Annotated in this window: 23 protein-coding genes; 6 read left to right on the forward strand and 17 right to left on the reverse strand. The window is 70.7% G+C overall.

The window, feature by feature from the left end:
* The first annotated feature begins 5 nt into the window (after nt 1–5).
* Nucleotides 6–1,034 (forward strand): glycosyltransferase family 4 protein, encoded by a 1,029-nt coding sequence (locus tag HNP44_RS05540; protein WP_259142260.1) that lies wholly within the window; start codon nt 6–8, stop codon nt 1,032–1,034.
* On the opposite strand, the gene HNP44_RS05545 is transcribed toward HNP44_RS05540, so the two are convergent.
* Entirely contained in the window at nt 1,000–2,079 is a 1,080-nt protein-coding gene (locus tag HNP44_RS05545) for a glycosyltransferase family 4 protein (protein WP_259142208.1), read from the reverse strand. The two genes, HNP44_RS05540 and HNP44_RS05545, sit on opposite strands and share 35 nt — an antisense overlap.
* A gap of 17 nt (nt 2,080–2,096) precedes the next feature.
* Between HNP44_RS05545 and HNP44_RS05550 the strand changes: the two genes are divergently transcribed.
* Nucleotides 2,097–2,663: a hypothetical protein gene (locus tag HNP44_RS05550; protein ID WP_259142207.1), complete on the forward strand. Its 567-nt coding sequence runs from the start codon at nt 2,097–2,099 to the stop codon at nt 2,661–2,663.
* Nucleotides 2,664–2,681: 18 nt separating this feature from the next.
* On the opposite strand, the gene HNP44_RS05555 is transcribed toward HNP44_RS05550, so the two are convergent.
* Entirely contained in the window at nt 2,682–4,022 is a 1,341-nt protein-coding gene (locus tag HNP44_RS05555) for a glutamate-1-semialdehyde 2,1-aminomutase (RefSeq protein ID WP_259142206.1), read from the reverse strand.
* On the reverse strand, nt 4,019–5,122 hold the full coding sequence (locus tag HNP44_RS05560) for a class I SAM-dependent methyltransferase (protein ID WP_259142205.1): 1,104 nt from the start codon (nt 5,120–5,122) through the stop codon (nt 4,019–4,021). The genes HNP44_RS05555 and HNP44_RS05560 overlap by 4 nt, the downstream gene beginning before the upstream one ends.
* Before the next feature lie 14 nt (nt 5,123–5,136).
* Between HNP44_RS05560 and HNP44_RS05565 the strand changes: the two genes are divergently transcribed.
* Nucleotides 5,137–5,691: a dTDP-4-dehydrorhamnose 3,5-epimerase family protein gene (locus tag HNP44_RS05565; RefSeq protein WP_259142204.1), complete on the forward strand. Its 555-nt coding sequence runs from the start codon at nt 5,137–5,139 to the stop codon at nt 5,689–5,691.
* 5 nt (nt 5,692–5,696) lie between these two features.
* On the opposite strand, the gene HNP44_RS05570 is transcribed toward HNP44_RS05565, so the two are convergent.
* From HNP44_RS05570 to HNP44_RS05585, 4 genes are read right to left on the reverse strand one after another with little or no spacing between them, the layout of a single operon-like run.
* The gene (locus HNP44_RS05570) at nt 5,697–6,713 is read right to left on the reverse strand and encodes an NAD-dependent epimerase/dehydratase family protein (protein ID WP_259142203.1); all 1,017 of its coding nucleotides are present in this window, start codon (nt 6,711–6,713) and stop codon (nt 5,697–5,699) included.
* The gene (locus HNP44_RS05575; protein ID WP_259142202.1) at nt 6,710–7,363 is read right to left on the reverse strand and encodes a PIG-L deacetylase family protein; all 654 of its coding nucleotides are present in this window, start codon (nt 7,361–7,363) and stop codon (nt 6,710–6,712) included. The genes HNP44_RS05570 and HNP44_RS05575 overlap by 4 nt, the downstream gene beginning before the upstream one ends.
* Complete coding sequence (locus HNP44_RS05580; RefSeq protein WP_259142201.1) at nt 7,360–8,142, reverse strand: glucose-1-phosphate cytidylyltransferase; 783 nt, start codon at nt 8,140–8,142, stop codon at nt 7,360–7,362. The genes HNP44_RS05575 and HNP44_RS05580 overlap by 4 nt, the downstream gene beginning before the upstream one ends.
* Nucleotides 8,143–8,145: 3 nt before the next feature.
* Nucleotides 8,146–9,393: a class I SAM-dependent methyltransferase gene (locus HNP44_RS05585; protein WP_259142200.1), complete on the reverse strand. Its 1,248-nt coding sequence runs from the start codon at nt 9,391–9,393 to the stop codon at nt 8,146–8,148.
* Nucleotides 9,394–9,832: 439 nt separating this feature from the next.
* Between HNP44_RS05585 and HNP44_RS05590 the strand changes: the two genes are divergently transcribed.
* The 3 genes from HNP44_RS05590 to HNP44_RS05600 are packed head-to-tail and all read left to right on the forward strand — an operon-like array spanning nt 9,833 to nt 12,164.
* Entirely contained in the window at nt 9,833–11,374 is a 1,542-nt protein-coding gene (locus HNP44_RS05590) for a sugar transferase (RefSeq protein ID WP_259142199.1), read from the forward strand.
* Nucleotides 11,375–11,394: 20 nt separating this feature from the next.
* Nucleotides 11,395–11,808 (forward strand): hypothetical protein, encoded by a 414-nt coding sequence (locus HNP44_RS05595; protein WP_259142198.1) that lies wholly within the window; start codon nt 11,395–11,397, stop codon nt 11,806–11,808.
* Entirely contained in the window at nt 11,805–12,164 is a 360-nt protein-coding gene (locus tag HNP44_RS05600) for a hypothetical protein (protein ID WP_259142197.1), read from the forward strand. The genes HNP44_RS05595 and HNP44_RS05600 overlap by 4 nt, the downstream gene beginning before the upstream one ends.
* On the opposite strand, the gene HNP44_RS05605 is transcribed toward HNP44_RS05600, so the two are convergent.
* The 10 genes from HNP44_RS05605 to HNP44_RS05650 form a co-directional block, all read right to left on the reverse strand.
* Complete coding sequence (locus HNP44_RS05605) at nt 12,142–13,206, reverse strand: threonine aldolase family protein (RefSeq protein ID WP_259142196.1); 1,065 nt, start codon at nt 13,204–13,206, stop codon at nt 12,142–12,144. The two genes, HNP44_RS05600 and HNP44_RS05605, sit on opposite strands and share 23 nt — an antisense overlap.
* Nucleotides 13,207–13,293: 87 nt before the next feature.
* Entirely contained in the window at nt 13,294–13,878 is a 585-nt protein-coding gene (locus HNP44_RS05610) for an SDR family NAD(P)-dependent oxidoreductase (protein ID WP_259256839.1), read from the reverse strand.
* Complete coding sequence (locus tag HNP44_RS05615) at nt 13,875–15,971, reverse strand: DUF6421 family protein (protein WP_259256840.1); 2,097 nt, start codon at nt 15,969–15,971, stop codon at nt 13,875–13,877. The genes HNP44_RS05610 and HNP44_RS05615 overlap by 4 nt, the downstream gene beginning before the upstream one ends.
* A 118-nt stretch (nt 15,972–16,089) precedes the next feature.
* A complete protein-coding gene (locus HNP44_RS05620; protein WP_259142193.1) occupies nt 16,090–16,650 on the reverse strand; it encodes a YdcF family protein in 561 nt (186 codons plus the stop codon).
* 105 nt (nt 16,651–16,755) lie between these two features.
* A complete protein-coding gene (locus HNP44_RS05625; RefSeq protein ID WP_259142192.1) occupies nt 16,756–17,877 on the reverse strand; it encodes a four-carbon acid sugar kinase family protein in 1,122 nt (373 codons plus the stop codon).
* Nucleotides 17,878–18,243: 366 nt separating this feature from the next.
* Nucleotides 18,244–19,701 carry an NAD-dependent succinate-semialdehyde dehydrogenase gene (locus HNP44_RS05630; protein WP_259142190.1) on the reverse strand — a complete coding sequence of 486 codons (1,458 nt, stop codon included), beginning with the start codon at nt 19,699–19,701 and terminating at the stop codon, nt 18,244–18,246.
* Nucleotides 19,698–21,062 (reverse strand): 4-aminobutyrate--2-oxoglutarate transaminase, encoded by a 1,365-nt coding sequence (gene gabT, locus HNP44_RS05635; protein ID WP_259142189.1) that lies wholly within the window; start codon nt 21,060–21,062, stop codon nt 19,698–19,700. Before gabT ends, HNP44_RS05630 begins: the two co-directional genes overlap by 4 nt.
* The gene (locus tag HNP44_RS05640) at nt 21,059–22,633 is read right to left on the reverse strand and encodes an APC family permease (RefSeq protein ID WP_259142187.1); all 1,575 of its coding nucleotides are present in this window, start codon (nt 22,631–22,633) and stop codon (nt 21,059–21,061) included. Before HNP44_RS05640 ends, gabT begins: the two co-directional genes overlap by 4 nt.
* The gene (locus HNP44_RS05645; protein WP_259142185.1) at nt 22,630–23,496 is read right to left on the reverse strand and encodes a universal stress protein; all 867 of its coding nucleotides are present in this window, start codon (nt 23,494–23,496) and stop codon (nt 22,630–22,632) included. Before HNP44_RS05645 ends, HNP44_RS05640 begins: the two co-directional genes overlap by 4 nt.
* Nucleotides 23,493–25,481: a primary-amine oxidase gene (locus HNP44_RS05650; RefSeq protein ID WP_259142184.1), complete on the reverse strand. Its 1,989-nt coding sequence runs from the start codon at nt 25,479–25,481 to the stop codon at nt 23,493–23,495. Before HNP44_RS05650 ends, HNP44_RS05645 begins: the two co-directional genes overlap by 4 nt.
* Nucleotides 25,482–25,497: the final 16 nt, after the last annotated feature.

Below are 25,497 nucleotides of genomic sequence, written 5' to 3' on the forward strand. Positions count from 1 at the left end.
GACGGGTGCTGTGGCTCTCGCCGTGGATGCGGCCGCTGGCGCGGGTGTACTGCGAGCGATTGATCGCGGAGGGGTGGGAGGTCGTGCTGGTCACCTCCGATCGACATCCCGAATCCGACGCGGCGCGCCCCTTCGAATGGGTCCTGGACCCCCGGCCCAAGACGCCGGGAACCTGGCCGGAGTTTGCGCGGGCCCTGCGCCGGGCGCGCGGCTTCCGACCCGATGTGGTGGTCACCGAGATCGTGCGCGATCCGCGCTGGATCGCACTGGCGGGCACGGCGCCGCGGGTGAACATGGTCCACGACGACCGCCCGCACGGGGCGGACGAGGAGCTTCCCCGCTGGGAGCGCGCGCTGTTCGGCCGGTGGAATGCGGGGGCGGCGTCGACGGTCGCGTTCAGCGAGTACGTCGCGGACGCGGTGGGCGCGTCGGCCGTCGCGCCCCTGACCAGCGATCTCGATGAGTCCCTTGTGCCTGCCCTCGTCCCGGCGGCGGACCGCCGTGACTTCCTCGCCGTCGGCAGGCTGTCTGCCTACAAGAATCTCGACGTCACGCTCGCGGCCTGGGAGCGGCACGTCGCCGGGCCGAGGTGGCGGGGCGACGAGTTGGTTCTGATCGGCGATGGACCGGACCGGGAGCTCGGTACTGCGGTCCGGTGGCGCCGCGGGCCGTACTCGTACTCGGACGTGATGGCAGAGCTCGCCGGCGCGAAGGGCTCCGTGGCCCATTACCGGCGCGCGACGCAGAGCGGTGTGCAGGTCCTCGCGATGCAGCTCGGGGTGGTTCCGATCGTCTCCGACTCCGGGGCGCTTCCCGAATTCCAGCCGCCCGGCGAGCACGCGATAGCCGTCGACGACGTGGACGGGCTCGTCCGGGCCTTCGATTCGCTCGCAGACCCCGAAGCCGCCTATCGGCGCGGACGTGCGGCCCGCGAGCACTACTTGCGGAGCTGTGCGGCGAAGGTCTCCGCAAGTGCCCTCGGTGCGGAATTGGAGCGTGTCATCGCCGCGCGAGCGACGTCCAGAGCGCGGTGAGCCGGGCGTGCCACGCCGCGATGTCGAAGTCGGCGGCGCGGGCGCGGGCACCGTCGGACAGGCGGTGGCGCAGAGCGGGGTCCGTGACCAGGCGGGTGAGTGCCGCGGTCAGTGCGGGTACGTCTCCGGGCGGCACCAACAGGCCGTCGGCTCCGTCGGTGACGGCCTCGGGGATGCCGCCGACCGGCGTGGTGAGCGGCACGAGCCCGGCACCCATCGCCTCGAGCAGAGCCATGGGGAGGCCCTCGTCGTAGCTCGGCAGCGCGAAGATCTCCGCACTGGCGAGTAGTGCGTCGCGTTCGGCCGGGGCCAGCCAGTCGTGCACGGTGATCGTCCCGCCGAGCGCAGCCGCCGCTGCCCGGACCTCGGCGACTTCACCGTCGCCGGCCACCGTGACGTGCAGCCGGTCTCGCACGTCCGCGGGCAGGGCCGCGACCGCGGAGATCAGATCGTAGCTCCCCTTGCGTACGCCGAGCCGGCCGAGCGCCACCGCCGCCACCCGGGCATCGTCGCGCGCGGGGAACGGCACGGCGCGCACCGTGGCGGGTACCGGGTTGTAGAGCACTTCCACCCGCGCCGGGTCCAGCCGCAGTGCGTGGGTGTATTCGACGGCGAGCCCCGCTCCCAGCACCAGCCAACGGTCTGCGGGGAGGGCCGCCCGCACCAGCGACCGCGCGGGGGCGGGCAGCCGTGCCATCCATCCGCCGAAGTCGAAGCTGTGCCCGTGCACCACTGCAGGTATGCCGCGCAATCGTGCCGCCCAGAGCAGCGGCGACTTGCGCGCCACACTGCCGCCGTGTGATAGGTGCACGTGCACGACATCCACCTCACGGCGAGCCACGGCGAGGGTGCCCCGCGCCATACCAGCGAGGCCCGTGCGGATCCGCTGCGCGGCCGGAGCATCGATGTAGGTCGTCACGAGGCGAATTTCGACGCGGGGGTCCGTGGTCGCGGCCATGTGTCCGATCACCGTGGCCATGCCGCCGCGGCTCGTCGGACCGGGCGGGGCCGGACCGACCACGAGCACGCGCGTCTTTGCAGTCACACATCTACACTATCGGGGTGACTCGACTGCGACTCGACGACGTCCTCCGGCTGGCCGCCGCCGCCGTGCGGCTCGGGATGCGCGAGGTGCGCACTGCGGTGCGGCGCACCGAGATCGCACCGCCATTCGCACCCGGAGGTCGGATCGATGCGGGCGATGGCGCGGGGACCGTGCGCATCGCCGATCGGGCCGGCACCGACGCGATGGCCAGGGGCCTCGGGATGACAGGCGCGCAAGCCGCGCGCGCCTGGGCGGACGGCGTTCTCGTGGGGCTCACAGCCGTACCGGCGGCGAGCGTCCCGGTGGCCTTCCTCTGCAGGATCGACCGAGGGACGGCCAGCGCTGAGCTGCACTTCAGCCCGCGGGGAGCGATGCCCGACGGTTCCCATGCCGCGCTTCCGGTCGCGCGGGTCGGGGCGTGCCTGCTCGACCGAGTTCCTGAGCTGCGGCGAGTCGGTGTCACGATCCCTGACGGGCACCCGTTGGGCGCCGCTCTGGTCGGGGAGGGGTTCGTCGACGAAGGGTGGGCACCTCCTGTCCGCGGGACCGGTGACGCGCGGATGTTCACGCTGCTGCGTGAGTGACGGCTTCGCTGCGACGTCCTATCCGAGCAGTCGCCGCGGCGCGGCGGTCGCGCGCAGAGCGGGGGCCACGGGCCGGCCCTCCAGCAGTCCGTCGACGGTGCCCGCCTCCAACGCCTTCCGATAGGGCGCGAGTGCCTGCCCGACGGCGTCGACGGTGTGATTGACGTCGGCGTCGGTGTGCGCGGCGGAGATCACGAAGGACTGCCCGAGTACGCCGTGCCGCAGCAGCTCCTGTAGGAACAGCGTGCGGTACGCCTGCGATGGTGCACCGTCGGCGTCGCGGGTGGTGAACACGAGGCACGAGGGCCTGCCGACGGCGCGCACCGCATCGCCGACTCCCGCGGCCTCGACGGCGGCGTTCACGCCGTCGGCCAGACGGCGCCCGGCCCGCTCCATCGCCCCTACCGGGTCGCCCTCCCGGTAAGCCCGGGCCACCGCCCGGAACGCGGTGAGCGAGACCGACTCCGGGCCGTGCGTGGTGGAGAGGAGAAAGACGCGCTCGGCGTCCGTGTTCAGGCCGCCCAGCTCCATGAACTCGCGCTTGCCCGCGAGCGCGGAGATCGGGAAGCCGTTGCCCATGGCCTTGCCCCAGCAGGAGAGGTCGGGTGTCACGCCGTACACGGACTGCGCGCCGTGCGGCGACCAGCGGAAGCCGGTGATCATCTCGTCGAAGACCAGCAGTGCGCCGTGCTCGTCGCACAGGGCGCGGACGGTTTCGAGGAAACCGGGCTCCGGCTCGGCGAGCGAGGTGGCCGCCTCGAGGAAGACGGCGGCGATGCGGCCGGGGTGCTCGGCGAACCGGGCCCGCAGCGAGTCGGCATCGTTGTAGCCGAAGCGGACCGTGAGATCGCTGATCCCGGAGGGGATCCCGGCTGCCATGTCGGTGGCGCCGATGAACCAGTCGTCGACCGAGAAGAAGGGCTGCTCGCACACTGCCACGAGATCGCGGCCGGTGGCGGCGCGGGCGAGGCGCAGCGCCGCCGTGGTGGCGTCGGAGCCGTTCTTGCCGAATTTCACCATGTCCGCGGTGGGCACCAGCTCGAGGAAGTCCTCGGCGGCGTCGAGCTCGGTCGTCGTGGGCCGGCTGAAACTGAGGCCGTCGGTGAGGCAGGCGCGCACGGCGTCCACAACGGGCGGGTACGCGTGCCCCAGGGTCACGGCGCGCAATCCCATTCCGTATTCGACGTATTCGTTGCCGTCCGCGTCCCACACCCGCGCGCCGCGGCCGCGGGTGAGCACAGGCGGCATGAATTCGGGGTACTGGTCGGCACCGCGGGCGTAGGTGTGCGCGCCGCCGGGCACCAGCCGGTGCAGGCGGTCCTGCAGCGCGCGGGACCGGGCGAATCCGGGGTCGGTCATGGTTGGTTCACCAGTCTTCCGCGGAGTGTCGGCCAAGCCTCGAGCACCTCGTCATGCAGGTCGGGCAGGGTCAGCAGGACTGGGCCGTCGAGGGCGGTCAGGTGTTCGGGCGCGACGATCGGGATGTCGGTGCCGGGCATGCGGCGTCCCTGCTTCGACGGTGACGCGTCGGCCACGCAGGTCACGAGGGTCGCGTCGAGCCCCGCGAGCGCGAACAGAGCCACGGCACGCGAGGCGGCGCCGTACGCCGCGACGGTGCGGCCGGCGGCGGCGTGCCCCTGCGCCCACTCCCGCAGCGCGCGAGCCTGGTCGGCGGGCGCGGCGCTGAGGGTGCGCAGGCCCGCGGGGGTGTCGAGGCCGGCATCGGCCTCGGTGGCGAGGATCCGGCGGATGACGGGGTCCGCGGCGCCCGCGCCGGGCACGACGTCGACCGCGCCGCAGTGCCGCACCGCGAGGAGGACGGTGCCGCCGTAGAGGTCGAATTCGAAGGCGCGCGCCGGCTCGAGGCCTGCGGCGGCGAGCAGCCGAAGGAGAGCCGTCAGCGTGTAGTAGCCGAAGTGCCCGTGCCGCAGGGCGGTCCATTGCTGCTGGTCGACGATGCCGCCGAGCGGCTGGTACTGCAGGAGCAGCACTCCGCCGGGCGCGACGGCCGAGGCGCGCGCGGCGAAGGCGGCCCGCTGGTCGGGCTCGTGCATGATCCCGAAGCTGTCGAGCACGACGTCGGCAGGGCCGTCGGTCTCGTGGAAACCGCGGTCCGCGAGCAGCGGTACCCAGGTGCCGCCGTGCGGGCTGCCGAACTCGCGCACCGTCGAACCGGGGAGGAGGCCGGCGTCGGCGACCCTCGCCACCGCGTCGGCGGCCTGCTCGCGCAGGGCGCGCGGCTCCACGCCGCGCGGCTCGTCCGTCACGGTGTCGTCATCGGCGAGCTGCGCGAGGCCGCACGCCGCGCACAAGTCCATCGCGAGCGGGTGGGCGGATTCGCCGGGGTCCACCGGGGATCCGGCGGGCGGAAAGTGGTCCGCCGCGGGGACGCGGCCCAGGTCCAGCACCCGGGTGAGCTTGAGCGAGCCGCAGGCGCGGCACGCGCGGGCGTGTCTCATGGCAGCATGTCCTCATGCGCATCGAGCAGACCGACCTGGCCGACGTCCTGCTGCTGGTTCCCACTCCGCACGCCGACGACCGGGGGCTGTTCACCCGCACCTTCGATGCGGAGATCTTCGACGAGTACCTCGGGGAGCCCGGCGCCGCAGCGCGATTCGTGCAGGATTCGCAGTCCCGCTCCGTGCGGGGCGTGATCCGCGGAATGCACGGCCGATCCGGCCGCGGGGAGGCCAAGCTGGTGCGCTGCGCGCACGGCGCAGTGCACGACGTCCTGGTGGACGCGCGACCGTATTCGCCCACCTTCGGCCGGAGCCAGGCTTTCCGTCTGGACGACGAGGCCTTCCGCACGTTGTACGTGCCGCCGGGCTTCCTGCACGGCTTCCAGGCGCTGACCGATGTGGCTGACGTCTGCTACCGGATCGACCGGCCGCACGACCTCTCCGAGGATCTCGCGGTGCACCACGCCGATCCGGAGCTGGCGCTGCAGTGGCCGCTGGCCGCGTCGATCGTCTCGCCGCGGGACCGCGCGGCGGGCACGTGGGCCGACCTGCGTGCGCGCCTGGGCTGAGCCGGTCATCGCCGGCGCATCGACGCGTCGATCGCGCCCCCGGACTGCAGGTCCTTGAGGACGGCGAGCCGGGTGAAGTCGTCGTGGAAGGCGCGCTCGGTGAGCCCGTACTCGGTGTAGGCCTTGTGCAGCTCGGCTGCGCCGTCCGCCACCGCCCACTGCGCCTCGAAGCCGAGTTCGTCGCGGGCACGGGAGAAGTCGACGCGGTACGAGCGGGGGTCGTTGCCGGCCTCGCCGGTGATCCGGACCGTGGCTGCGGGCACCACGTCGACCACGGCCTGCGCGATCTCGGAGACGGTCACGTTGTTGCGCTCGGTCCCGATGTTGTAGGCGCGCGCCGAGATCGTCTCCTTCGGCGCGGTGAGGCACGTGGCGAAGGCGCGGGCGATGTCCTGCGCGTGCACCAGCGGGCGCCACGGCGTCCCGTCGGAGAGCACCAGCACCTCGCCGGTGAGCACCGCGTAGCCCATCAGGTTGTTCAGCACGATGTCGGCGCGCAGCCGCGGCGAGAAGCCGAAGGCCGTGGCGTTGCGCAGGAAGACGGGGGTGAAGTCGGCGTCCGCCAGGGCCGCGGCGTCGTCCTCGACCCGCACCTTGCTGATCGCGTACGGCGTGATCGGGTTGAGCGGGGCCTCCTCGTCGACGAGGCCGTCGCCCGCGGCGCCGTACACGGAACACGTGGAGGCGTAGAGGAACCGGGACACTCCCGCGTCCTTGGCCAGCCGCGCGAGCCGGCTCGACGCGGCGTGATTGATGTCGTAGGTGATCTCGGGTGCCAGCGAGCCCAGGGGATCGTTGGAGAGGGCCGCGAGGTGGATCACCGCATCGAAACCCTGCAACTCGTCGACGGTCACGTCGCGCAGGTCGGTGGTGATCGTGAGCGGGTCAGCCACCGCGGGCCCGAGGACGCGGTCGGCGAAGAGCCCGGAGTCGAGGCCGGTGACCTCGTGGCCCTCCGCGCGCAGGATCGGTGCCATCACCGTTCCCAGGTATCCCTGGCTGCCCGTGAGCAGGACCTTCATCGATTGCCTCCGAGTTCTACGATCGCTTTTTCCAGCATGAAACCCTCGGCGTAGGTCGCGCGACATTGGATGCCGCGCAGGCGCGCCAGGCCGAGGAAGGACTCATCGTCGAACCAGTCGTGGGAGACCTGCGAGGGATAGTGCTCCGTGAGCAGCCGCGCCTTCGCCATCGCGGCGTACGCTGAGAGCGGGTTGAAGACGGTGGGCCGCGGGGTATCGGTCTCCCACTTGAGGATCTCGTAGCCGAGGATCAGGTGGTCCCGGAACTCCTGGGGCACCAGCTCCGCGAGCTGGCGGTGGTCCTGGTGCGCGTCGCCCCGGTGGGGCGCGAAGACGATGTCGGGCGACGCCGATCGTTTGAACTGCGCCAGTAGGGATTTCTCGCGCTGCCAGTGCGCGGGCGCGCGCCCGTCGGGCACGTCCTGCACGGTGATGTGCAGTTCCGCCTCGGGCGCGAAGGCGGCGAGTGCCGCCCGTTCCTCCGCCTCCCGTGGGGTGCCCGCCCCGCTGGCCACGAAGACCCTTACGCGCAGACCGGGATTGGCCTCCGCCAACTGGAGCAGGGTACCGCCCATGCCGATCGCGATGTCGTCGCAGTGCGCGCCGAGGACCGCGATCTCCGAGATCCGTCCGGCGGAGAGACCGATCATCCGACCTGGTCCTTCCACACCATCCAGGGGCGGTCGCCGCGGGCGTAACCGGCGTCCAGATCGGCCCGTTCCTTGAACGTGTCGGCGGGCTTCCAGAAGCCGCGGTGCTTGTAGCCCAAGAGCTTCCCCTCCTTGGCCAGCGCGGTACACGAGTCCGCCACCAGGTCGCCGCCGGGCGGCAGGTGGTCGAAGACCTCCTGGGTCAGCACGAAGTAGCCGCCGTTCTCCCAGATCGGGAACTCGGAGACCGGGGTGATGCCGGTGACCTTGTCGTCGCCATCGACGTCCACGCAATGGAACGAGGACTGGGGCGGCACGAGCAGCATCGACGCGGCGGAGCCGGTCGCCCTGACCTGGTCGATGATGGTGTTCATCGGGGCGTCGCTGAGCACGTCGGCGTAGTTGGCGAGGAAGTACTCGTCACCGTCCAGGTAGGGCCGTGCTCGCCGGAGGCGTTCGCCGATGGCCGATTCCAGGCCGGTGTCGACGAAGGTGATCGTCCAGTCCCGCATGTCGGCGCCGAGCAGCTCCACCTCGCCGCCGCGGATCACGAAGTCGTTCGACTCGGTCTCACGGTAGTTGAGGAAGTAGTTCTTGATGTGCTGCGCGCCGTAGCCCAGGCACAGCACGAACTCGGTGTGGCCGAAGTGGGCGTAGTACCGCATCACGTGCCAGATCAGTGGCCGTGGGCCCACGAGCTGCATGGGCTTGGGCACCATATCGTCTGCAGTGTTGCGCATGCGCATGCCGTAGCCGCCGCAGAACAGGACAACCTTCATCGCTCAGACCTCCGTGGTGACGGCGACCGGCCGCGCGGCGTGCAACTGGGGCATGGGGTAGACCACCTCGGTGCCCTGGTCGATCAGAGGGCGCAGCTGCTCGGTGATCTCGGTCTCGAGGTTCCACGGCAACACGACGACCACGTCCGGCCGGTCGGCGTCAAGCCGCTCGGGCTCGTGGATGGGGATGCGCGTGCCGGGGGTGAACCGGCCGTGCTTGTAGGGGTTGCGGTCCACCGTGTATTCGAGTAGGTCGGGCCGGATGCCGCAGTAGTTGAGCAGCGTGTTGCCCTTGCCGGGGGCGCCGTAGCCGGCCACCCGCCTGCCGGCGGCGCGGCAGTCGAGCAGGAAGCGGAGCAGGTCCTGGCGGGCGCGGTCGGCCTGCGCCTGCATGCCGGTGTAGCCGGCGATCGTGTGCAGTCCAGCCTCCTCCTCGATTCGCAGCACCTCGCGGACCCGGTCCGACGGTGCCTGCGCGACCCCGTCGGGCCGCGCCCAGACGCGGATGGAGCCGCCGTGGGTGGAGATGGTCTCGACGTCGACCACCGTGAGGCCAGCCGTCGCGAGCGCGCGCTGGGCGGTCAGGACCGTGTAGTACTGGAAGTGCTCGTGGTAGATCGTGTCGAACTGGCCCTCGGCGACGAGCGCGAGCGCGTGATGCACCTCGATGCTCAGCCAGCCGTCGTCCGCGAGCAGGCCACGCAGGCCCTGGGTGAAACCCAGCAGGTCGGGGATGTGCGCGTAGACGTTGTTCGCGACCACCAGATCGGCGGGACCGTGCTCGGCGCGGACCTGCGCGGCGGTCTCCGGGCCGAGGAAGGCGGTCACCGTCGGGACGCCCTTGTCGCGGGCGGCCTGCCCGACGTTGACCGAGGGCTCGATGCCGAGGCAGGGCACGCCGGCAGCGACCGCGTGCTGCAACAGGTATCCGTCGTTGCTCGCGACCTCGACGATGAGGCCGTTATCGTCCAGTTCGAGGCGGCGGATCGAGTCGTCGACGAAGCGGCGTGCGTGGTCGACCCAACTCGCCGAGAACGAGGAGAAGTACGCGTACTCCGAGAAGGTTTCCTCGGGGAGGATCAGCGCGGGGATCTGGAGGAGCAGGCACTCCTCGCAGATCCGGAGGTGCAGGGGGTAGGTGGGCTCGGGCCCGTCCAGTTCCGCTGTCGTGAGGAACATTTCACAAGGTGGTGTGGCACCGAGGTCGACCACGCTCCGCAGCTGTGACGACCCGCACAGTCGGCATTTCATGATGACTTCCGTAACTCTCGGGGGCGCTTCGGTGATTGAGCATAGCGCTCACATCTTTTCTGGTTGCAAACGGTCAATACAGCTTGCGATTGCAATGTCGACCGTCTACGGTAGCAACCGACAGTCGCTCGCGTCCGCCGCGCGAGGCTCTCGGAAGTGAGGGAGTGTTTGCGAGTCGGATCGAGATCGGACGGTGAGAGTAAGGCCTGTGAACTGTATGAACGGTGTTTCACGCGCTACGCTCCGCGACGGTCTCGAGGGATGGCCCTAGGCGTCGTCACGGCTCCGAGGTGCAGCGAAGCGCCTGAGGGGCGAGATGCATGAGACGAGGCTCACCAGATTGAGAATTCGCAACTGCAATATGTAGATTGGCGATTCTGATCCGGGCGAAACGTCGCAGTCCGCGTCCGTCGCGGTGAATGGATGTGAGGAGCGGGATATGTCGATCGACACCTGGGCAGCGACCTCTGTCGCCCCGGCGGAGCCCTTGCCCGTCACCGTGATCGCGGCTGAGCCCGTCCGGACTCCCGCCGGCGAGGCGCCGGCCCTCGAGGTCGCCCGCCAGCGGCTGCCGGCGCGCGCCGTCGCTGGGGCGCACCGGAACCGTCTCGCCCGCCGGATCGTCGTTGCGGACGCCGTCGTGGCGACCGTCGCCTCGGTGGCGGGATGTGTCGTCGGCTACGCCGAGGGCGACAGCGTTCCCGAATTGGCGGCCCTCGTGATCGGAGTGAACCTGTTCTGGTTCCTCCGTCTCTGGCGCTCCCGGCCGATGGTCGTACCCCTCCTCCAGCTGGGTTCGCCCGAACTGCGTCGCGTGCTCGTCACCGCCCAGCTCGTCTATGGCCCGCTGATTCTCGTCGAGTTGCTCTTCCCCCAGATGCTTCCGCACGCGCTGTTCATCGCCTCGGCACCCGTCGCCCTGGCCGGCGCGCTCCTCGTTCGCGTCCGATTCCGGGGCCGCGCGGCCGCCGTGGCGCCGGTGCCTACCCTGGTGGTCGGCGGTTTCGCCTCGGCTACCGCGTCGGCTCGGAGCCTGCTCCAGGCGGACACCGCGGGCGTGGAGGTCGTGGGCGTGTGCCTCCCCGCGAACGATGCCGTCGTGGTCGACGCGATCGAGCTCTCCGGCAGGCGGATCCCCGTCGTGGGTACCGACCGCACGGTGATCGAGTCGGTGCGCGAGACCGGCGCGGCGATGGTGGTGCTCACCGCCACGGACTCGCTCGGACCCGATGACATCCGCGAGCTGATGTGGCAGCTCGCCGCGGAGGGCGTCGAACTGGTGGTCACGGCAGGCCTGCCGGATGTCGCGCGTGCCCGCCTCGTGAGCGGCTCCGTCGGGCGTACCCCGATGACGTACGTCGTCGCGCCGCAGCCCACGCGCTCCTACGGCCTCGGCAAGCGCCTCCTCGACCTCACGGTCGCCGGCGCCGGTGTCCTCGCCGCGGCGCCCGTGATGCTCGTGATCGCCGCCGCGGTCAAGGCGGACAGTCGTGGTCCCGTCCTCTACCGCGCCCAGCGCGTCGGCGCGGGCGGAGAGTTGTTCGACATGATCAAGTTCCGCAGCATGTACGTCGATGCTGATGTCCGGCGCGACGTCTTGGCGGACGAGAACATGGGCGCCGGCCCGCTGTTCAAGGTCAAGGACGATCCGCGTGTCACCAGGGTGGGCCGGTTCATCCGCCGGTACAGCCTCGACGAGCTGCCGCAGTTCTTCAACGTGCTCGGCGGGTCGATGTCCGTGGTCGGACCGCGCCCGGCGCTCGCACACGAAGTCGAGCAGTACCCGCCGGCCATGCTGCGCCGGATGCTGGTCAAGCCCGGCGTCACCGGTGCTTGGCAGGTCAGCGGCCGGTCGAATCTCAGTTGGGACGAGTCGATCCGGCTGGATGTGGGCTACGTCGAGAACTGGTCGCTAGGGCGGGACGTCGGCATCATCGCGCGGACCGTGCGGACGGTGCTCGCGTCCGACGGCGCGTACTGACGGGACGTATCGTCGTCGGAGTGCAGGAGATCCCTCCCCCTCCGACGGTGCCCGACGGTGTACGGCTGCCCACCGACCGCCGCACTCTGGCGTGCGTCGCGCTCGGCGGCGCTCTCGCCGCCGTGGCCGCGAGTCGGCTCTCGTCCGCGCCCACGTGGCGAGCGCTGGAGTTCGACGTCCGGATCGCGGGACTCGCGGTGCTCTCGCTCCTGACCGGGTTGCTATTCGCTCTCCGCGACGTGATCGGCGACCGCTGGTTCGCCTTCCTCGTCTTCGGGGTTCTGGCGGGCTTCGGCTCGGTGGGCGTCTACGGCCTGGTTTCCCTGCTCGCCATGCCCCCGTCGGCAGGGGTGCGCTTCCTCTTCGCGGCCCCCGTCGTCGCAGCTCTGGGGATCGCGGCGGGGCGGGCGACCGTGCGGAGGATGCGGCGATGACGCTGCTCGTCGCGCTCGCCGGCGCGATCGGGTCGGTGCTCGGCTACCGGCTCCTTGCGCGCGGGCCCCGTTGGACGCGGATGCTGTGCGTCACCATCGCGGTCTCGGTCGTGCTGGGCGGCACCGCGCGCTTGGTGCGTATCGTCGGCGACACGGGTTTCGCCGCGCTGCCCGTCGCGCTGTTCGGTCCGATCGTCACCTTCCTGGGGATCGGTTGGTGGCTCACCGAGGCGCCGCGCCGCGACGCCTGGCGGGCCGCCCTCGTGGTGGGCGGCGGCGTCGCCGCGGCGATCCTCGGCTACCTCTCGATCGACCTCATGGGCCTGGCCTACATCAAATTCCCGCGGTTCGGCTGAGCTCCTCGGCGACGAGGGCGGCGAAGCCGCGGACGTCGTCCGCCGTGGTGTCCCACGCGCACATCCAGCGGACCTCGCCGCGGATCTCGTCCCAGAAGTAGAACGGCACCCGCTCCATGAGCGCCTCGGCGGCGGCGTGCGGGAGCTCGGCGAAGACGGCGTTGGATTGCACCGGCTGGGTGATCGTCACCCCGTCGATCCCGCCGGTCAGGTCGGCGAGGAGCCGCGCCATCGCGTTCGCGTGCCCGGCGACGCGCAGGTACCGGTCGCCCGAGAAGAGGGCGAGGAACTGCGCGGCCAGGAAGCGCTGCTTCGAGGCGAGCTGCATCGACAGCTTGCGCACGTACTCGATCCCGGGCGCGGTGGCCGCGTCGAGCACGACCACTAGCTCCGCGCCGAGCAGGCCGCTCTTGGTTCCGCCGACGCTCACGATGTCGGCGCCGACGTCGGTGGTGATCGCGCGTAGGTCCGTGCCGAGGCTCGCCGCGGCGTTGGCGAGGCGCGAGCCGTCGATGTGCAGCAGCCAGCCGCGTTCGTGGGCGTACGCGGCCAGGGACCGCAGCTCGTCCGGGGTGTAGACGGTTCCGAGTTCGGTGGACTGCGCCACGGAGAGCACGCGCGGCTGCGCCCAGTGCACGTCGCCCGCGCGGTCGGGTACGGCGGCGGTGATCGCCTCGGGGGTCAGCTTGCCCTCGATGGTGGGCACGACGAAGAGCTTGAGCCCGGCGAGCTTCTCCGGGGCGCCGCCCTCGTCGACGTGGATGTGGCCGGTATCGGCGCAGACCACCGCGGACCAGCGGTCGGAGACGGCCGACAGGGCGACGACGTTGGCGCCGGTGCCATTGAAGACGGGGAAGGCCCGCGCCCCGTCGCCGAAGATCTCGACGATCCGCTCCCCGAGCGCCGCGGTGTAGTCGTCGGCGCCGTAGGCGCCCTGGTGCCCGAGGTTGGCCTCGGCGATCGCCTCCAGCACCTCCGGTAGTACGCCGGCATAGTTGTCGCTCGCGAATCCGCGCTTGGCGGGATCGTGCAGGCGAGTCATGCGGTCACCTCCGGTACCAGGGTGTCGACGGTGCCGTTGAGCTCGGCCGCGGGCGCGTCCCACAGCGCGACGAGACGGTCGGCCACGTCACCGATGGGCGTCGGCCTTCATCTGCGGCGTGAGTAGCGCCAGCACTCGCAGGACCGTCGCGGCCGCACCGGTGCCGGCGAAGCCGTCGGCGAGCGCGAGTGTCCACGCCTCGGCGGCCGCCTTGGCGGAGGCGTACATCGCGTTCTTTGCGGTCGGCTTCGCCACGGAGACCGAGGAGATCACCGCGACCCGAGCGTCTTCGCTTGCGGCGAGTGCCGGGAACAGGGGCTGCGAGACGTTCTGCAGACTGCGGATCAGGCCTGTCTCGAGGAAGTCCCAGTCAGCGGGGTCGGCCTCGTCGATCGGCGTGCCGCCGCGCCAGCCGCCCACCAGGTGCAGAAGGCCGTCGGCGCCCTCGTGCTCAGCGACGATGCGCTCGACGGCCGTGGCTGTGGCCGCCCGGTCGGACAGGTCCGCGCGGTAGGCGCTGACGCCCTCGAGGTTCGCGATCTCCTCCGCGGGCGCGCCGCGCGTGATCACCGCGGCCTTCGCCCCGGCGGCGACCAGTCGCCGAACCACCTCCTGCCCCAGTGCCCCGTTCGCGCCCGTCACTACGACGGTGCGCCCCGCCACTCCGCTCATGCCGGTACCTCCGTCGTTGTGGCCGCCGTGATGCCCTTCGCGCTCTCGATCACGGGACCCATCTTGCGCCGCAGCGCCTCGTAGAACATGTTGAGGGGGAACTCGTCGGCGAGGACGAGATCCACCAGGGCCTTCGGCGGACCGTCGAGTGGCAGGGCCGACGGGCCCTTCGCCCAGGTCGACCCGGGCCCGGGCGCGACGTAGCCGGAGACGAATTCGTAGCTCGCGAGCCACTGGCCCACCTTGGAGCGGTCGATGCCGGTGCGGTAGAGCTCCTCGATCTCCTCGGTGAGCCGGATCACCTGGAGCGGCAGCGCCTTCCAGTCGAAGGAGAGGCGGTTGTCGCGCCAGCGCAGCGCACCGTGTCGGTGCAGGTACGCGAAGAGCAGCTGTCCGCCGAGGCCGTCGTAGTTGCGCACGCGGTCGCCTGTGATGGGGAAGCGGAAGAGGCGGTCGCAGAGGATCGCCAGCTGTACCGGCAGTCCGTACGGGTGGCCCTCCTGCTGGAGGCGGTAGGCCTCGCGGAAGGTGGTCAGATCGCAGCGCAGCTCCTCGAGGGAGTACTGCCAGTACGGCATCCGCTGCTTGATCATGAAGGGATCGAAGGGCAGGTCGCCCCGGCTGTGTGTGCGATCGTGAATCAGGTCCCACAGTGCGAACGTCGACTGGGCGAGGGACTGTGAGGCGACGAGCCGTTCGCCGTCGGGCGGGAGGCGCAGCGAGAGGATCTCGGCGGCCGCGCTCGTGACCCTCCGGAAGCGGGCGGCCTCGCGGTCGCAGAAGATGGCGCCCCAGTGGAACTCCGGGGTCTGCGCGACGGTCACGGTCTCGGGGAAGAGCACCGCGGAGTGGGTGTCGTAGCCGGGCGTGAAGTCCTCGAACGTCACCGCCAGGAACTGCCGGTTGTCGAAGGCGCGCTCGGTCTCGGCCAGCCAGTCGGGCCACGCGACGCGCAGCAGCACTGCCTCGAAGACCTTGCCCGCGTTGCCGTTCTGCGTGTACATGGGGAAGATGACGAGGTGCTCGGTGCCGTCGACCCGTTCCCGGTCGGGCCGGAAGGCCGCGAGGGATTCGTCGAACTCGGGGCGCTCGAAACCGCCCTCGATCCACCGTCGGAAATCGAAGGGCAGCGCGGCGAGGTACTCGGCGTCATGCGGGAAGCGGGGGGCCAGCGCGGCGATCCGCGTCACGATCTCGTCGACCAGGTCGCCGGCCCGGGAGTGATCGGCGGGGTTCGGAACGGCGCCGGACTCGTCCTGCAGGCCGCGCAGGTCCTCCACCGCGGCCTTGAGAGCGAGCCAGTCGGGAGTGTTCGCGGTGCCGGAGTCGGCGTCGCCGGCGGGGTCCTCGTGCGCGCCCGCAGCCCAGGTGACGGCGTTGGCCCAGAGGGTGCGCTGGTCGAGGTCGTCGATCGAGTCGTCGCCGACGAGATCGGAGTCCGCGAAGACCACGACCCGCCCGCGGTCCACCTGCAGTGCCGCGGCGAGGGGCCGGCCGGCGGGCGAGGCGGTGTCGCTGGTGCGGGCCAGGATCGTCGCATCGGGCGCGGCGCCCAGGTCTAGGACGCCGGTGCGGTAGAAGCACGTGCCGTCGACGGCGGCGGCGATGCCCTGTCCGCCCAGCTCGGGAGCGATGTCGGAACGGACCCAGGTGGCGTTGCCGCCGTGCCGACGCTCGCCCGCGGCCTCCTGGACGACCACCGACTCCACGTGCACGCCGAACCGGCCGAGCAACTCGTCCAGGTTGTTGCCGGAGGTCGCGGTGTCGCATTCGGCGAGCACCACGAGCCCCCCGCCCTCGCGGACGTACAGCTCGATCGCGTCGAGCTCGTCGGTGCCGTAGACGGGGGGCAGGTTGCCGGTCACCCGCTCGACGCCCGGCCGCGCGAGGTGCGGCACCACGTAGACGTCGGCCGCCGCCAGCTCCGCCGCCCCGATGTGCGGGGCGAGGGCGTCGGTCACCGTCATACCGCGGCGGCGGAGCGTGTCGACGGCCTCGGCCAGGCTCGCGTCGGCCGGATTCGGGGGGACCATCTCACGGGCCCGGTCGAGCGACGTCGCCCATGCACAGCTCCGCGCCTGCTCCACCTGCACGCGAGGGAACACCGTATCCTCTGACATATCCGTACCGGCCTTTCACCTCTTACGCACGATCTTGACGCAACCTTAACGCCCGAGCGCTCTCGGAGGAAGCGGAACCGGCGCGATGGCCCTAGCCGCAGCCGCCTTGGATCACGGCCTTCGCCGTGCCCACGAACTGGTAGAGGTAGATCAGCTCCCAGTCGGCGGGTCCGTAGTTGTACTCGCGGGGCACCGCCCGCATGACGGTATCGCCGGAGAAGCAGTTGCTGTAGATGTAGCGCGAGCGAGTCAGGTGATAGCTCCAGCTGACCACCATCACCGAACTCCAGCCGTTCTGCCGGGCGAGGCGTTCGGTGAAGATCGCTTCACCGCGGGTGGTGCTCGGCACGGGCACCTCGCAGGTCACGGTGACCTCGCCGATGCGAGTGCCGCACAGCTCCTGCATCGTTCGGTCGGCGTGACCGTACGGGTTGGACAGGACGACGTTTTTCGACCACCCCTCCTGGGCGAGTCGGACGCCGTATCTTTCGCGGCCATCGTGCTCCCCGCCGAGCACGATGATCGCGTCCACCTTGCGCAGCGGATCTCCGCTGTCTCTACCGAACAGGAGGTAGCCGACGGAGCCGACGGTGGCGAGAGCCACGACGACGGCGAGCGTCAGGGCCCAGAGAAACTTTTGCCATCGCAGCACGCGTCGAAGCCTACCGATCCCTCGTCACGCAGGACCGCGAGCCCGACCGCGTCGCGCTGCACGCGACGGTCACCCAACAGGCCCCGTGGCGTTCGATCGCTTGACTCACCACGAACCGGCGTGGAGGCCGCGCGCGAGATCTTTGAGCAGGTTCGGTCCGCCGAAGCTCCCCGCTTTGATGACGACGGTGCGACGCGGATCGGCGGTATCGGTCCCTGCGACGACACCGGGCGCGGGCTCGGACCGCACGGTCAGTGCGGTGATGCCGCAGGCGTCCAGCACTGATCGAGCGGTGTCCCCGCCCGTCGCGATGAGGCCCACGCGGCCGGTGACCCGGCTGGAGACGCCTGCGACGGAGGAGATCCGATTGCGGACCTGATCGGCCGACTGTTCGGATGAGGTGTCAGTGAGGGTGACGATGCCACCGGCGCGGAGTCCCTCCAGGACGGCGCCGCGCGCGGCACTCACAGGTACACCGGCGAGATCGATCGCCGTCGCGATGGCATTGACATGGGTGAGCTGCGCTGCGCTCGCAGGATGTTCGCTGCCGACGACGACGAGCACAGGGCCGCCCTGCATCTGCCCGTCCGGTAGCGAGGCCGCGTTGCGGCGCGCGAGGGCACTGCACAGGCCGGGCGATCCCACCCAGAGGACGCGCGAGAAGTCATGGACCCGTGCCACGAGGTCGTCGAGATCCTGGTCGGTGCTCGCGTCGGCGATGACGATGCCGGTCGCGGTATCGAGGTCGTCGGGGGCCGAATACGAGCCCGCGAGCAGCTGGGAGAGGCGGGACTCGCGCACGGGATGTGTCCGATCCGACCCGAACGCGGTGAGCGCGACGGGTATCCCATTCACCTGTTGAACGCCGCCGACCGTCGTCCGTCCCTCGGCGGGAAAGGCGGGGGCCACGATCGTGAGTGGGCGTCCGGTCGCCTCCTGTGCCGCAGCGATCTCTGTGGCCACGTTGCCGCGCAGAGCGGAGTCGATCGTCTTGACGATGGTCGTCGCGGACGAGGAGGTCATCGCCTCCTTGACGGCGTCGGATGCTGGCCCCGGCGCCATGCGTCGGGTGCCGATGTCGATTCCCACGACCTGTGCGTCGACGCTCGACAACGCGGCGGTTCCCAGCCGGATCTGCGCCGGGAGACCGCGCGCGCCGAACGGCGCCACACCGTCCGCCGCGGACGTGAGGTCGTCCGCGACGACGAGGATGTCGGGTGTCTCCATTGTTCTTCTGCTCGTGCACACTCTGCAATGATCGCCTTCCAATAACTGCAGGTAAAGCGAGAATTATGCACACTATCAGTGCGTTTTACGCACCTATCGACAGGTCTTCGGGTGAGTCGGAGCCGGGCGAGCGTGTCCGCCGCGGGCGTCCGGCGCCTCGGCTCCTCGCTGCCGGTGTGGAGGTCTTCGCAGACCATCGCCCGGGGGACGGTCGGGATGCCCACGCCCGCGGTCGCCGCTTGCAGCGTGAGGTAGAAGCGCTTGTGGCTCTGCTCCCGTTCCTTGATTCGCTGGCAGCCTGTCACAGGCGGAGTCCCGATGAGGGCATGAACACGTGTGCGGCGGCGAGCCGTCGACGCAGTCCGGTCAGGATGCGGGGAGGGCGATGTACTTCGTGGTGAGGTACTCCTCGATCCCTTCGCTGCCCCCCTCGGAGCCGAGCCCCGACTGCTTGATCCCGCCGAACGGGGCGGCCGGGTCGGAGATGACGCCGCGGTTCACGCCGACCATGCCGGCCTGCAGCCGTCGCGCGACGCGCTGCGCCCGCCCGATGTTCTCCGTGAAGAAGTACGCGGCCAGCCCGTACTCGGTGTCGTTGGCCATCGCCACTCCCTGCTCCTCGGTGTCGAAGCCGACGATCGCGGCGACCGGGCCGAAGATCTCGTCGCGACGGATGCGGGCACCGTCGGGCAGGCCGTCGATGACGGTGGGCTGGTAGAAGAACCCGGCACCGTCGACCTGCTTGCCGCCCGTGCGGACGGTCGCGCCGGCGGCGACGGCCTCGTCCACGAGCGCGGTGATGGAGTCGCGCTGCTTGGCGTTGATGATGGGGCCGATCGCGGAATCCGCCTCCCAGCCCGGGCCGACCCGCATCGCCGCGACGCGCTCGGTGAGCTTCGCGGTGAAGGCCTCGCGGATGCCGTTCTGCACGAGGATGCGGTTGGCGGCGGTGCAGGCCTCGCCGCCGTTGCGCATCTTGGCGAGCATGGCGCCGTCAACGGCTTTGTCGATGTCGGCGTCGTCGAAGACGACGAACGGGGCGCTGCCGCCGAGCTCCATGGAGGTGCGGAGCACGTTGTTCGCCGCTTGCGCGAGGAGGATCTTGCCGACGCCGGTGGAGCCGGTGAAGGAGACCTTCCGCAGCCGGGGATCGTCCATGAGCCCGCCCACGACGGTGGGCGCGTCCAGCGTGGGCAGCACCGACAGGACGCCCGGCGGTAGGCCCACCTCGGCGAAGACCTGCGCGAGCAGCAGCATGGTCAGGGGGGTGTCCTCGGCAGGTTTGACGATCACGGTGCAGCCGGCGGCGAGGGCGGGCCCGATCTTGCGGGTGCCCATGGCGAGGGGGAAGTTCCACGGCGTGATCGCCAGGCACGGCCCGACGGGCTCTTTGACGACGGCGATCTCGCCGGTGCCGGCGGGCGCGGTCGCGGTGCGGCCGCCGATGCGCACGGCCTCCTCGGAGAACCACCGAAGGAACTCGGCGCCGTAGGCCACCTCGCCGCGGCTCTCGGGCAGGATCTTGCCCATCTCCAGCGTCATGAGCAGCGCGAAGTCGTCGGTGCGGGCGGCGACCGCCTCGAATGCGGCGCGCAGGATCTCGGCGCGCACGCGGGGCGCGGTGGCGGCCCACTCGTCGGCGACGGTGCTCGCCGCGTCCAGGGCGGCCGTTGCGTCGGCGGGCGTCGCGTTCGCGACGGACGCGAGGACCTGGCCGGTCCCGGGGTTGATCACGTCGAAGGTGCGGCCGGACTCGCTGTGGGTGGACGAGCCGTTCAGCCACAGGCCGGTCGGGACGGAGTTCAGTAGGTCGGTGGAGTTCACGCGGAGGCCTCGCGGATCGCCGTCTCCAGCACGGTGAGGGCGTCGTCGAGCAGGTCGTCGCCGATCACCAGTGGGGGCAGGAGGCGGATGACGTTGCCGTAGGTGCCGCAGGTGAGGATGACGACGCCAGCGGCGAGGGCCTTGGCCGCGATGGCCTTCGTCAGGTCGGGATCGGGCTCCGAGGTCCCGGGATGGATCAGTTCGATCGCGATCATCGCGCCGCGGCCGCGGACGTCGCCGATCACGCCGACCTCGTCTGCGAGGGCCCGCAGCCGGGCACCGGCCCGCTCGCCGATGGCGCGGGCGCGCGCCGGCAGCTGGAGGTCCTCCATGGTGTCCAGCGCGGCGAGCGCCGCGGCGCACGCGACGGGGTTGCCGCCGTAGGTGCCGCCGAGACCGCCCGCATGCACGGCGTCGAGCAGATCGGCGCGCCCGGTGATCGCGGACAGCGGCATGCCGCCCGCGATGCCCTTGGCCATGGTGATGATGTCGGGCACGACACCCTCGTCCTCGCAGGCGAACCAGGCGCCGGTGCGGGCGAAGCCGGTCTGCACCTCGTCGGCGATGAAGACCACGCCGTTCTCCTTCGCCCAGGCCGCGAGCGCGGGCAGGAAGCCGGGGGCGGGCACGATGAAGCCGCCCTCGCCCTGGATCGGCTCGATGATGACCGCGGCCACCGCGTCGCCGCCGATCTGCTTCTCGATCTGGCTGATCGCGCGGGCCGCTGCGGCCTTGCCGTCGGCGTCGAGGCCGGCGGCGGCGTCCCGGTACGGGTAGGACATCGGCATCCGGTAGACCTCGGGCGCGAAGGGGCCGAAGTCCTTCTTGTACGGCATGGTCTTCGCGGTCAGCGCCATCGTCAGGTTGGTGCGGCCGTGGTAGGCGTGGTCGAAGGCGACGACGGCGTCGCGGCCGGTGGTCAGGCGCGCGACCTTGATCGCGTTCTCCACGGCCTCCGCGCCCGAGTTGAACAGGACGGTGCGCTTGTCGTGGTCGCCGGGCGTCAGGGCGTTGAGCCGCTCGGCGACGGCGACGTAGCCCTCGTAGGGCGTCACCATGAAGCAGGTGTGGGTGAAGTGCTGAGCCTGCGTCGCAACGGCTTCCGCGACCCGCGGGTCAGAGGCGCCGACGCTGGTCACGGCGATGCCAGAACCCAGGTCGATGAGCGAGTTGCCGTCGACGTCCACGATGACGCCGCCGTCGGCGTCCGCGGCGTACACGGGCACCGACGAGCCGACGCCGCCGGCGACGGCGGATCGTCGGCGCTCGGTGAGGCGCGCCGACTCTGGCCCCGGGAGGGCGGTCACGAGGTTGCGGACCTGGGGCAGGCGGTAGGTGATCGAGGGGGTCGTTGCGGTCATGGGAGGGTCTCCTTGTCGACGTCGACGGGGGCGATGGTGCGGCGGAGGGTCTCGCCGCGGAAGAAGGCGGGGTGGGTCGCCCGCCGGACGAGCATGAGGACGGCGCCTAGCAGGAGCAGGCCGAACCCGATGTAGAAGACGAGCCCGATCCCGAACAGCGAGGAGCCGCTGCCGTTCTCGGGATTCAGACTCTCCTGCACCGAGATCATGAAGACGACCGCGAGGATCGTGCCGCCGATCAGCGGGAACAGGAACTTGAAGACGATGTTGTGCGGGCCGGTGAAGAGCTCGCGGCGGAAGAACCACACGCACGCGAAGGCCGTGATCCCGTAGTACCAACAGATCATGATGCCCAGCGCGGCGATCGTGTCCAGCAGGGCGCGGTCGGAGAGGAGCTTCACCACGGCGTAGAAGACGCCCGTGACGATGCCCGAGACCACCGTCGCGTAGGTGGGGACGAGGTACCGCGGGTGGATCGTGGCCAGCTTCGCGGGGAAGGCGCCGTAGGAGCCCATCGCGAGCATGGTCCGGGCCGCGGGCAGGAAGGTCGTCTGCAGGCTGGCGATCGACGAGGCGAAGATCGCCAGGAACAGCATGAGGCCGCCGAAGTCGCCGAGCACGGGGTTGGCCAGCGGCCGGAAGACGTTCTCGGAGTTGTCCGGATTGCCGAGCCCCACGCCCTCGGTCCCGACGCCCGCGTACATCATCACGGCGATGGCCACCAGCAGGTAGGTGATGAGGATCGAGACCACCGCGAGCAGCCCGGCGCGGCCGGGGACCTTCTTCGGGTCCTTCGACTCCTCGCCCAGGGTGAGGCACGTGTCCCAGCCCCAGAAGGCGAAGATCGATCCGGTGAGGCCGACCACGAAGGCGGCGATCGTGATGCCGGTGAACGGGTTGAACCAGTCGAGCGAGAACGACAACCCGGTGGGCACCCCACCGGACCGCACGATCGCCGTGACCGCGAAGGCCACTAGGACCACCATCTGGAAGCCGACGAGCGCGTACTGCACCTTGGCGCTGGTCGTGACGCCGCGGCCAGAGATGTAGGTGGCGATCACGATGAACACCAGCGTGGTCGCGATGTTGACGGCCTTGTTGGACGCCAGGTCCGCGAGGGAGTCGTTGCCCATCACCTGCGCGAGGAACAGGTAGAAGTAGTCGACGGCGATCGCCGCCAGGTTCGACAGCACGATGATGGTGGCCAGCACCATGCCCCACCCGCACATCCAGCCCACGTAGGGACCGAAGGCCTTGGTGGACCACGTGAACGAGGCCCCGCAGTCCGGCACCCGCGAGTTGAGCTCGCGGTAGGCGTACGCGGTGAGGAACATCGGGATGAAGCCGGCGATGAAGATCGCGGGCATCTTCAGCCCCACCGAGGCGACGATCAGCCCGATGCTGGCCGTGAGCGTGTAACCGGGCGCCACCGTCGAGATGCCGAGCACGGCGCCCGCGAGAGTGCCGATGCGGCCCTGGGCGAGGCCCTTGTCCACGATGTCGGCGCCGACGGCGGTGCGTACCTCGCCGGCCGCGTCCCCGGGGTCCTCGCGGCCCGTGCCGGCGGTCATGCGATCCCGGCCCGGGGCACGACGACCATCGGGACGTCGAGGACGCGGAGCATCTTGGCAGCGGTGGAGCCGAGGAACAGGTGCCGCGGCGCGGCGAGGCGGCTCGAGCCCACCATGATCAGGTCGCCGGCGTGCCAGTCGAGGCTGTTGACGGCGTCCTCGACGGTATCGCCGAGCACCACCACCGACTCCACGTCGGCGGTGGCGGGCAGGCGGTTCCGGGCATCGTCGAGCACGGCGGCCGAATGGCTGCGCGCCTTCTCGAGAGCCTCCTGGTCGGCCTGGTGCACGCCGGGCATGAGATCGACGGCGATGAGCGAGACGAGCCGCAACGGCACGCCCGCGCGCTCGGCGCCCGCGATGGCGGCGTCGAGCAGTTCCTCGGCGCCGGGGCGCGCGCCGACGGCGCAGGTCACCGACCGCACCCGCTCCGCCTTGCTGTGCCGCTGTCCGCGCGGCGCCAGTGCGACGGCGACCGGTGCGGAGTGGATGAGGTCGTTGACCACCGGCCCGAGCGAGTGCCGCCCCAGCAGGCCGCCGCCCGTCGCGCCGACGACCACGATCGTCGCGTCGAGGCGCTGCGCCTCGGCGATGACGCCCTCCGCGATCGAGTCGTACACGCCGATGTGCGTGGACACCTCGACGTCGCTCGGCACGAGTTCGCGCGCCTGGGCCAGCCACGCGTCGGCCTGGTCCGTGAGGACCTGGTCCACGAGGTCGCCGGAGACGAAGGCGCCGGTCTGGTCGGGCGGGACCACCATCCCGAGCGCGAGTTCCGCGTTCAGGGAACGGGCGAGCTGCACGCCGAGCGCGACGGCGTCGCGGCCGCCGTCGGTGGCGAGGTAGGCGACGTAGACCTTCATTTCTCTCCCTCACAGCCGGCGGATCCGGCGGCGGCACCGTCGGTCTCGGTGGAACAGCAGGACGAGGACTTCGCCGGGGTGGGCGCCACGTCGATCGACGGGTTGCGGTCGAAGAAGCCGAAGGGCTTGAGCCAGAAGCTCACCGTGTCGGCCGGCATGATCGGCCAGTCCTCGGGCCGGGTGATGTGGTGGATGCCGAAGGTGTACCAGAGCACCACGTCGGTGTTCTCGATCGACCGGTCGGCCGCGGTCCACGCGGGCAGCCCCATGCCGCCGCCGCCCTGGTTCACGAACTCGCCCGCGGGCCAGCGCTCCTCGCGGTCGTTGGGCGTCACCCACAGCGTGTGCTCGATCGCGCGGCAGCGGTCGAGGATGGGGGAGGCCGGGTCGAACATCGCGGGGACGTTCGCGGAGGCCACCAGTTTGTACGACGGGGACGTGCCGAGGCCGGTCTTCACGTTGTCGTTGACCACCTTCCACGAGCGCTGCGTCGGGTAATGGGGGTCCTGCTTGCCCTCGGATTCGGTGCGCAGCGGCGTGTTCACCTGCTGCAACGACAGCCCGTACGGATTGTCGGGTCCGGTGGGCACCATCCGCGTCTCGGACTGGTAGACGGTGTTGTTCTCGCCGTCCACGTCGAGGTCCATGCGCGCGACGATGAAGTGCTGGTGGAAGGGCGCGTAGGTGCGCTGGTCGACGAGGGTGCCGTGCGGGTGCGAGCCGCCCTCGGGGAAGTGGCTGACCACCATGATGCCGGTGGCCCGCACCTCGCACTCGATGTTGCCGTCCTCGTAGAACCGCCAGTAGGTGAGGTACTCGTAGTTCGCGACGGTGACGTGGAAGGAGACGGTCAGGCGGCGCATGCGGCGGACCTCGGCGCCGGCGTGGTGGTCGACGTGCTTCCAGAGGACGGCGTTGTCCTCCTCGTGGATGCAGATCGCGTTGGCGATGTCGTAGGGCTCGCCCTTGCTGTCGTGGAGCGTGGCGTCCAGGTACCGGATCTCGCCGAGGCAGTCGCAGCCGAGTGCGAGCGAGGTGGTCATGAAGCCGAGGCCCCACTCGCCGATGTCGAAGGCGGTGCGCCGGTAGTGGTCCTCGCAGTGGTCGCGGTACGGGACCATCATCTCGGCGAAGGAGAGCCGGTGCGCGATCTTGCGCACGTTCCCGTTGTCGTTGTACGTGATGGCGTGCAGGGTCATGCCCTCGCGGTAGTTGAAGCCCACCCGCAGCGACCAGTTCTGCCAGGTCAGCTTGTTGCCCTCGAGGGTGAAGCCGGGGCCCTCCGGCTGGGTGATCTCGAGCGGCTTGCGCTCGGGGCGCGTGCTCGCCTCGCGGATCTCCTTGGGCAGCATGCGTGGCACGTACTCGCCCATGATCTCCGGGCGGTCCACGCGGAAGGTGTCCTCGATGCGCAGCAGCTCCATGGTGTTCAGGTCGATCACGCAGTGGAAGCCGTTGACGGGCCCGGCGTAGGGGTTGGCACCGTCGGACGCCCGGACCCAGGTGTCGGACCAGCCGATCCGGCGCCCCGCGAACTCCTCCGGGATCAGCACCGCGCCGTAGGTCCAGGTGTCCATGAAGACCAGCGACATGTCGGTATGCCCGCGCGCGGCCAGCGCGGCGATGACGTCGGGGTGCGCGCGCAGGGCCTGATCGGCCTCGTCCCACTCGTCGACGGTGACGTTCGCCTGCACGCCAGGGATGTGGTCGAACGCGGTGACGGTGTCGGAGGTCAGCGAGAGGCGGACCTTGTAGGTGCGGTTCGCGGTGCGGTCGAAGAGGACCGCGACGGCGACGCGCTCGCACGGCGTCCCGTCGGTGTCGAAGGCCGTGATCTCGGCCTTGCTCGGCTCGAACATCTCGATCGAGGCGTAGCGCCAGTCGGCGGTCACGCCGTACTCGCGGGCGAGCAGCGCGGTGACTGCACGGATCTCGTCGGCGGAGAGGGGGTCGAGCGGGTGGGCGGCGGGGGAGGGGTTCTGCATCGCGGGGTGCCTTTCT

It is taken from the genome of Tsukamurella ocularis (assembly GCF_024807615.1).
In the GTDB taxonomy this organism is placed as follows: domain Bacteria; phylum Actinomycetota; class Actinomycetes; order Mycobacteriales; family Mycobacteriaceae; genus Tsukamurella; species Tsukamurella ocularis.

Coding starts and splice junctions, on each gene's coding strand:
- HNP44_RS05560 (WP_259142205.1), bottom strand. CDS start 5,122: ATGAGACACGCCCGCGCGTGCCGCGCCTGCGGCTCGCTCAAGCTCACC.
- HNP44_RS05590 (WP_259142199.1), top strand. CDS start 9,833: ATGTCGATCGACACCTGGGCAGCGACCTCTGTCGCCCCGGCGGAGCCC.
- HNP44_RS05650 (WP_259142184.1), bottom strand. CDS start 25,481: ATGCAGAACCCCTCCCCCGCCGCCCACCCGCTCGACCCCCTCTCCGCC.
- HNP44_RS05600 (WP_259142197.1), top strand. CDS start 11,805: ATGACGCTGCTCGTCGCGCTCGCCGGCGCGATCGGGTCGGTGCTCGGC.
- HNP44_RS05580 (WP_259142201.1), bottom strand. CDS start 8,142: ATGAAGGTTGTCCTGTTCTGCGGCGGCTACGGCATGCGCATGCGCAAC.
- HNP44_RS05585 (WP_259142200.1), bottom strand. CDS start 9,393: ATGAAATGCCGACTGTGCGGGTCGTCACAGCTGCGGAGCGTGGTCGAC.
- HNP44_RS05605 (WP_259142196.1), bottom strand. CDS start 13,206: ATGACTCGCCTGCACGATCCCGCCAAGCGCGGATTCGCGAGCGACAAC.
- HNP44_RS05555 (WP_259142206.1), bottom strand. CDS start 4,022: ATGACCGACCCCGGATTCGCCCGGTCCCGCGCGCTGCAGGACCGCCTG.
- HNP44_RS05565 (WP_259142204.1), top strand. CDS start 5,137: ATGCGCATCGAGCAGACCGACCTGGCCGACGTCCTGCTGCTGGTTCCC.
- HNP44_RS05640 (WP_259142187.1), bottom strand. CDS start 22,633: ATGACCGCCGGCACGGGCCGCGAGGACCCCGGGGACGCGGCCGGCGAG.
- gabT (WP_259142189.1), bottom strand. CDS start 21,062: ATGACCGCAACGACCCCCTCGATCACCTACCGCCTGCCCCAGGTCCGC.
- HNP44_RS05625 (WP_259142192.1), bottom strand. CDS start 17,877: ATGGAGACACCCGACATCCTCGTCGTCGCGGACGACCTCACGTCCGCG.
- HNP44_RS05575 (WP_259142202.1), bottom strand. CDS start 7,363: ATGATCGGTCTCTCCGCCGGACGGATCTCGGAGATCGCGGTCCTCGGC.
- HNP44_RS05610 (WP_259256839.1), bottom strand. CDS start 13,878: ATGAGCGGAGTGGCGGGGCGCACCGTCGTAGTGACGGGCGCGAACGGG.
- HNP44_RS05570 (WP_259142203.1), bottom strand. CDS start 6,713: ATGAAGGTCCTGCTCACGGGCAGCCAGGGATACCTGGGAACGGTGATG.
- HNP44_RS05645 (WP_259142185.1), bottom strand. CDS start 23,496: ATGAAGGTCTACGTCGCCTACCTCGCCACCGACGGCGGCCGCGACGCC.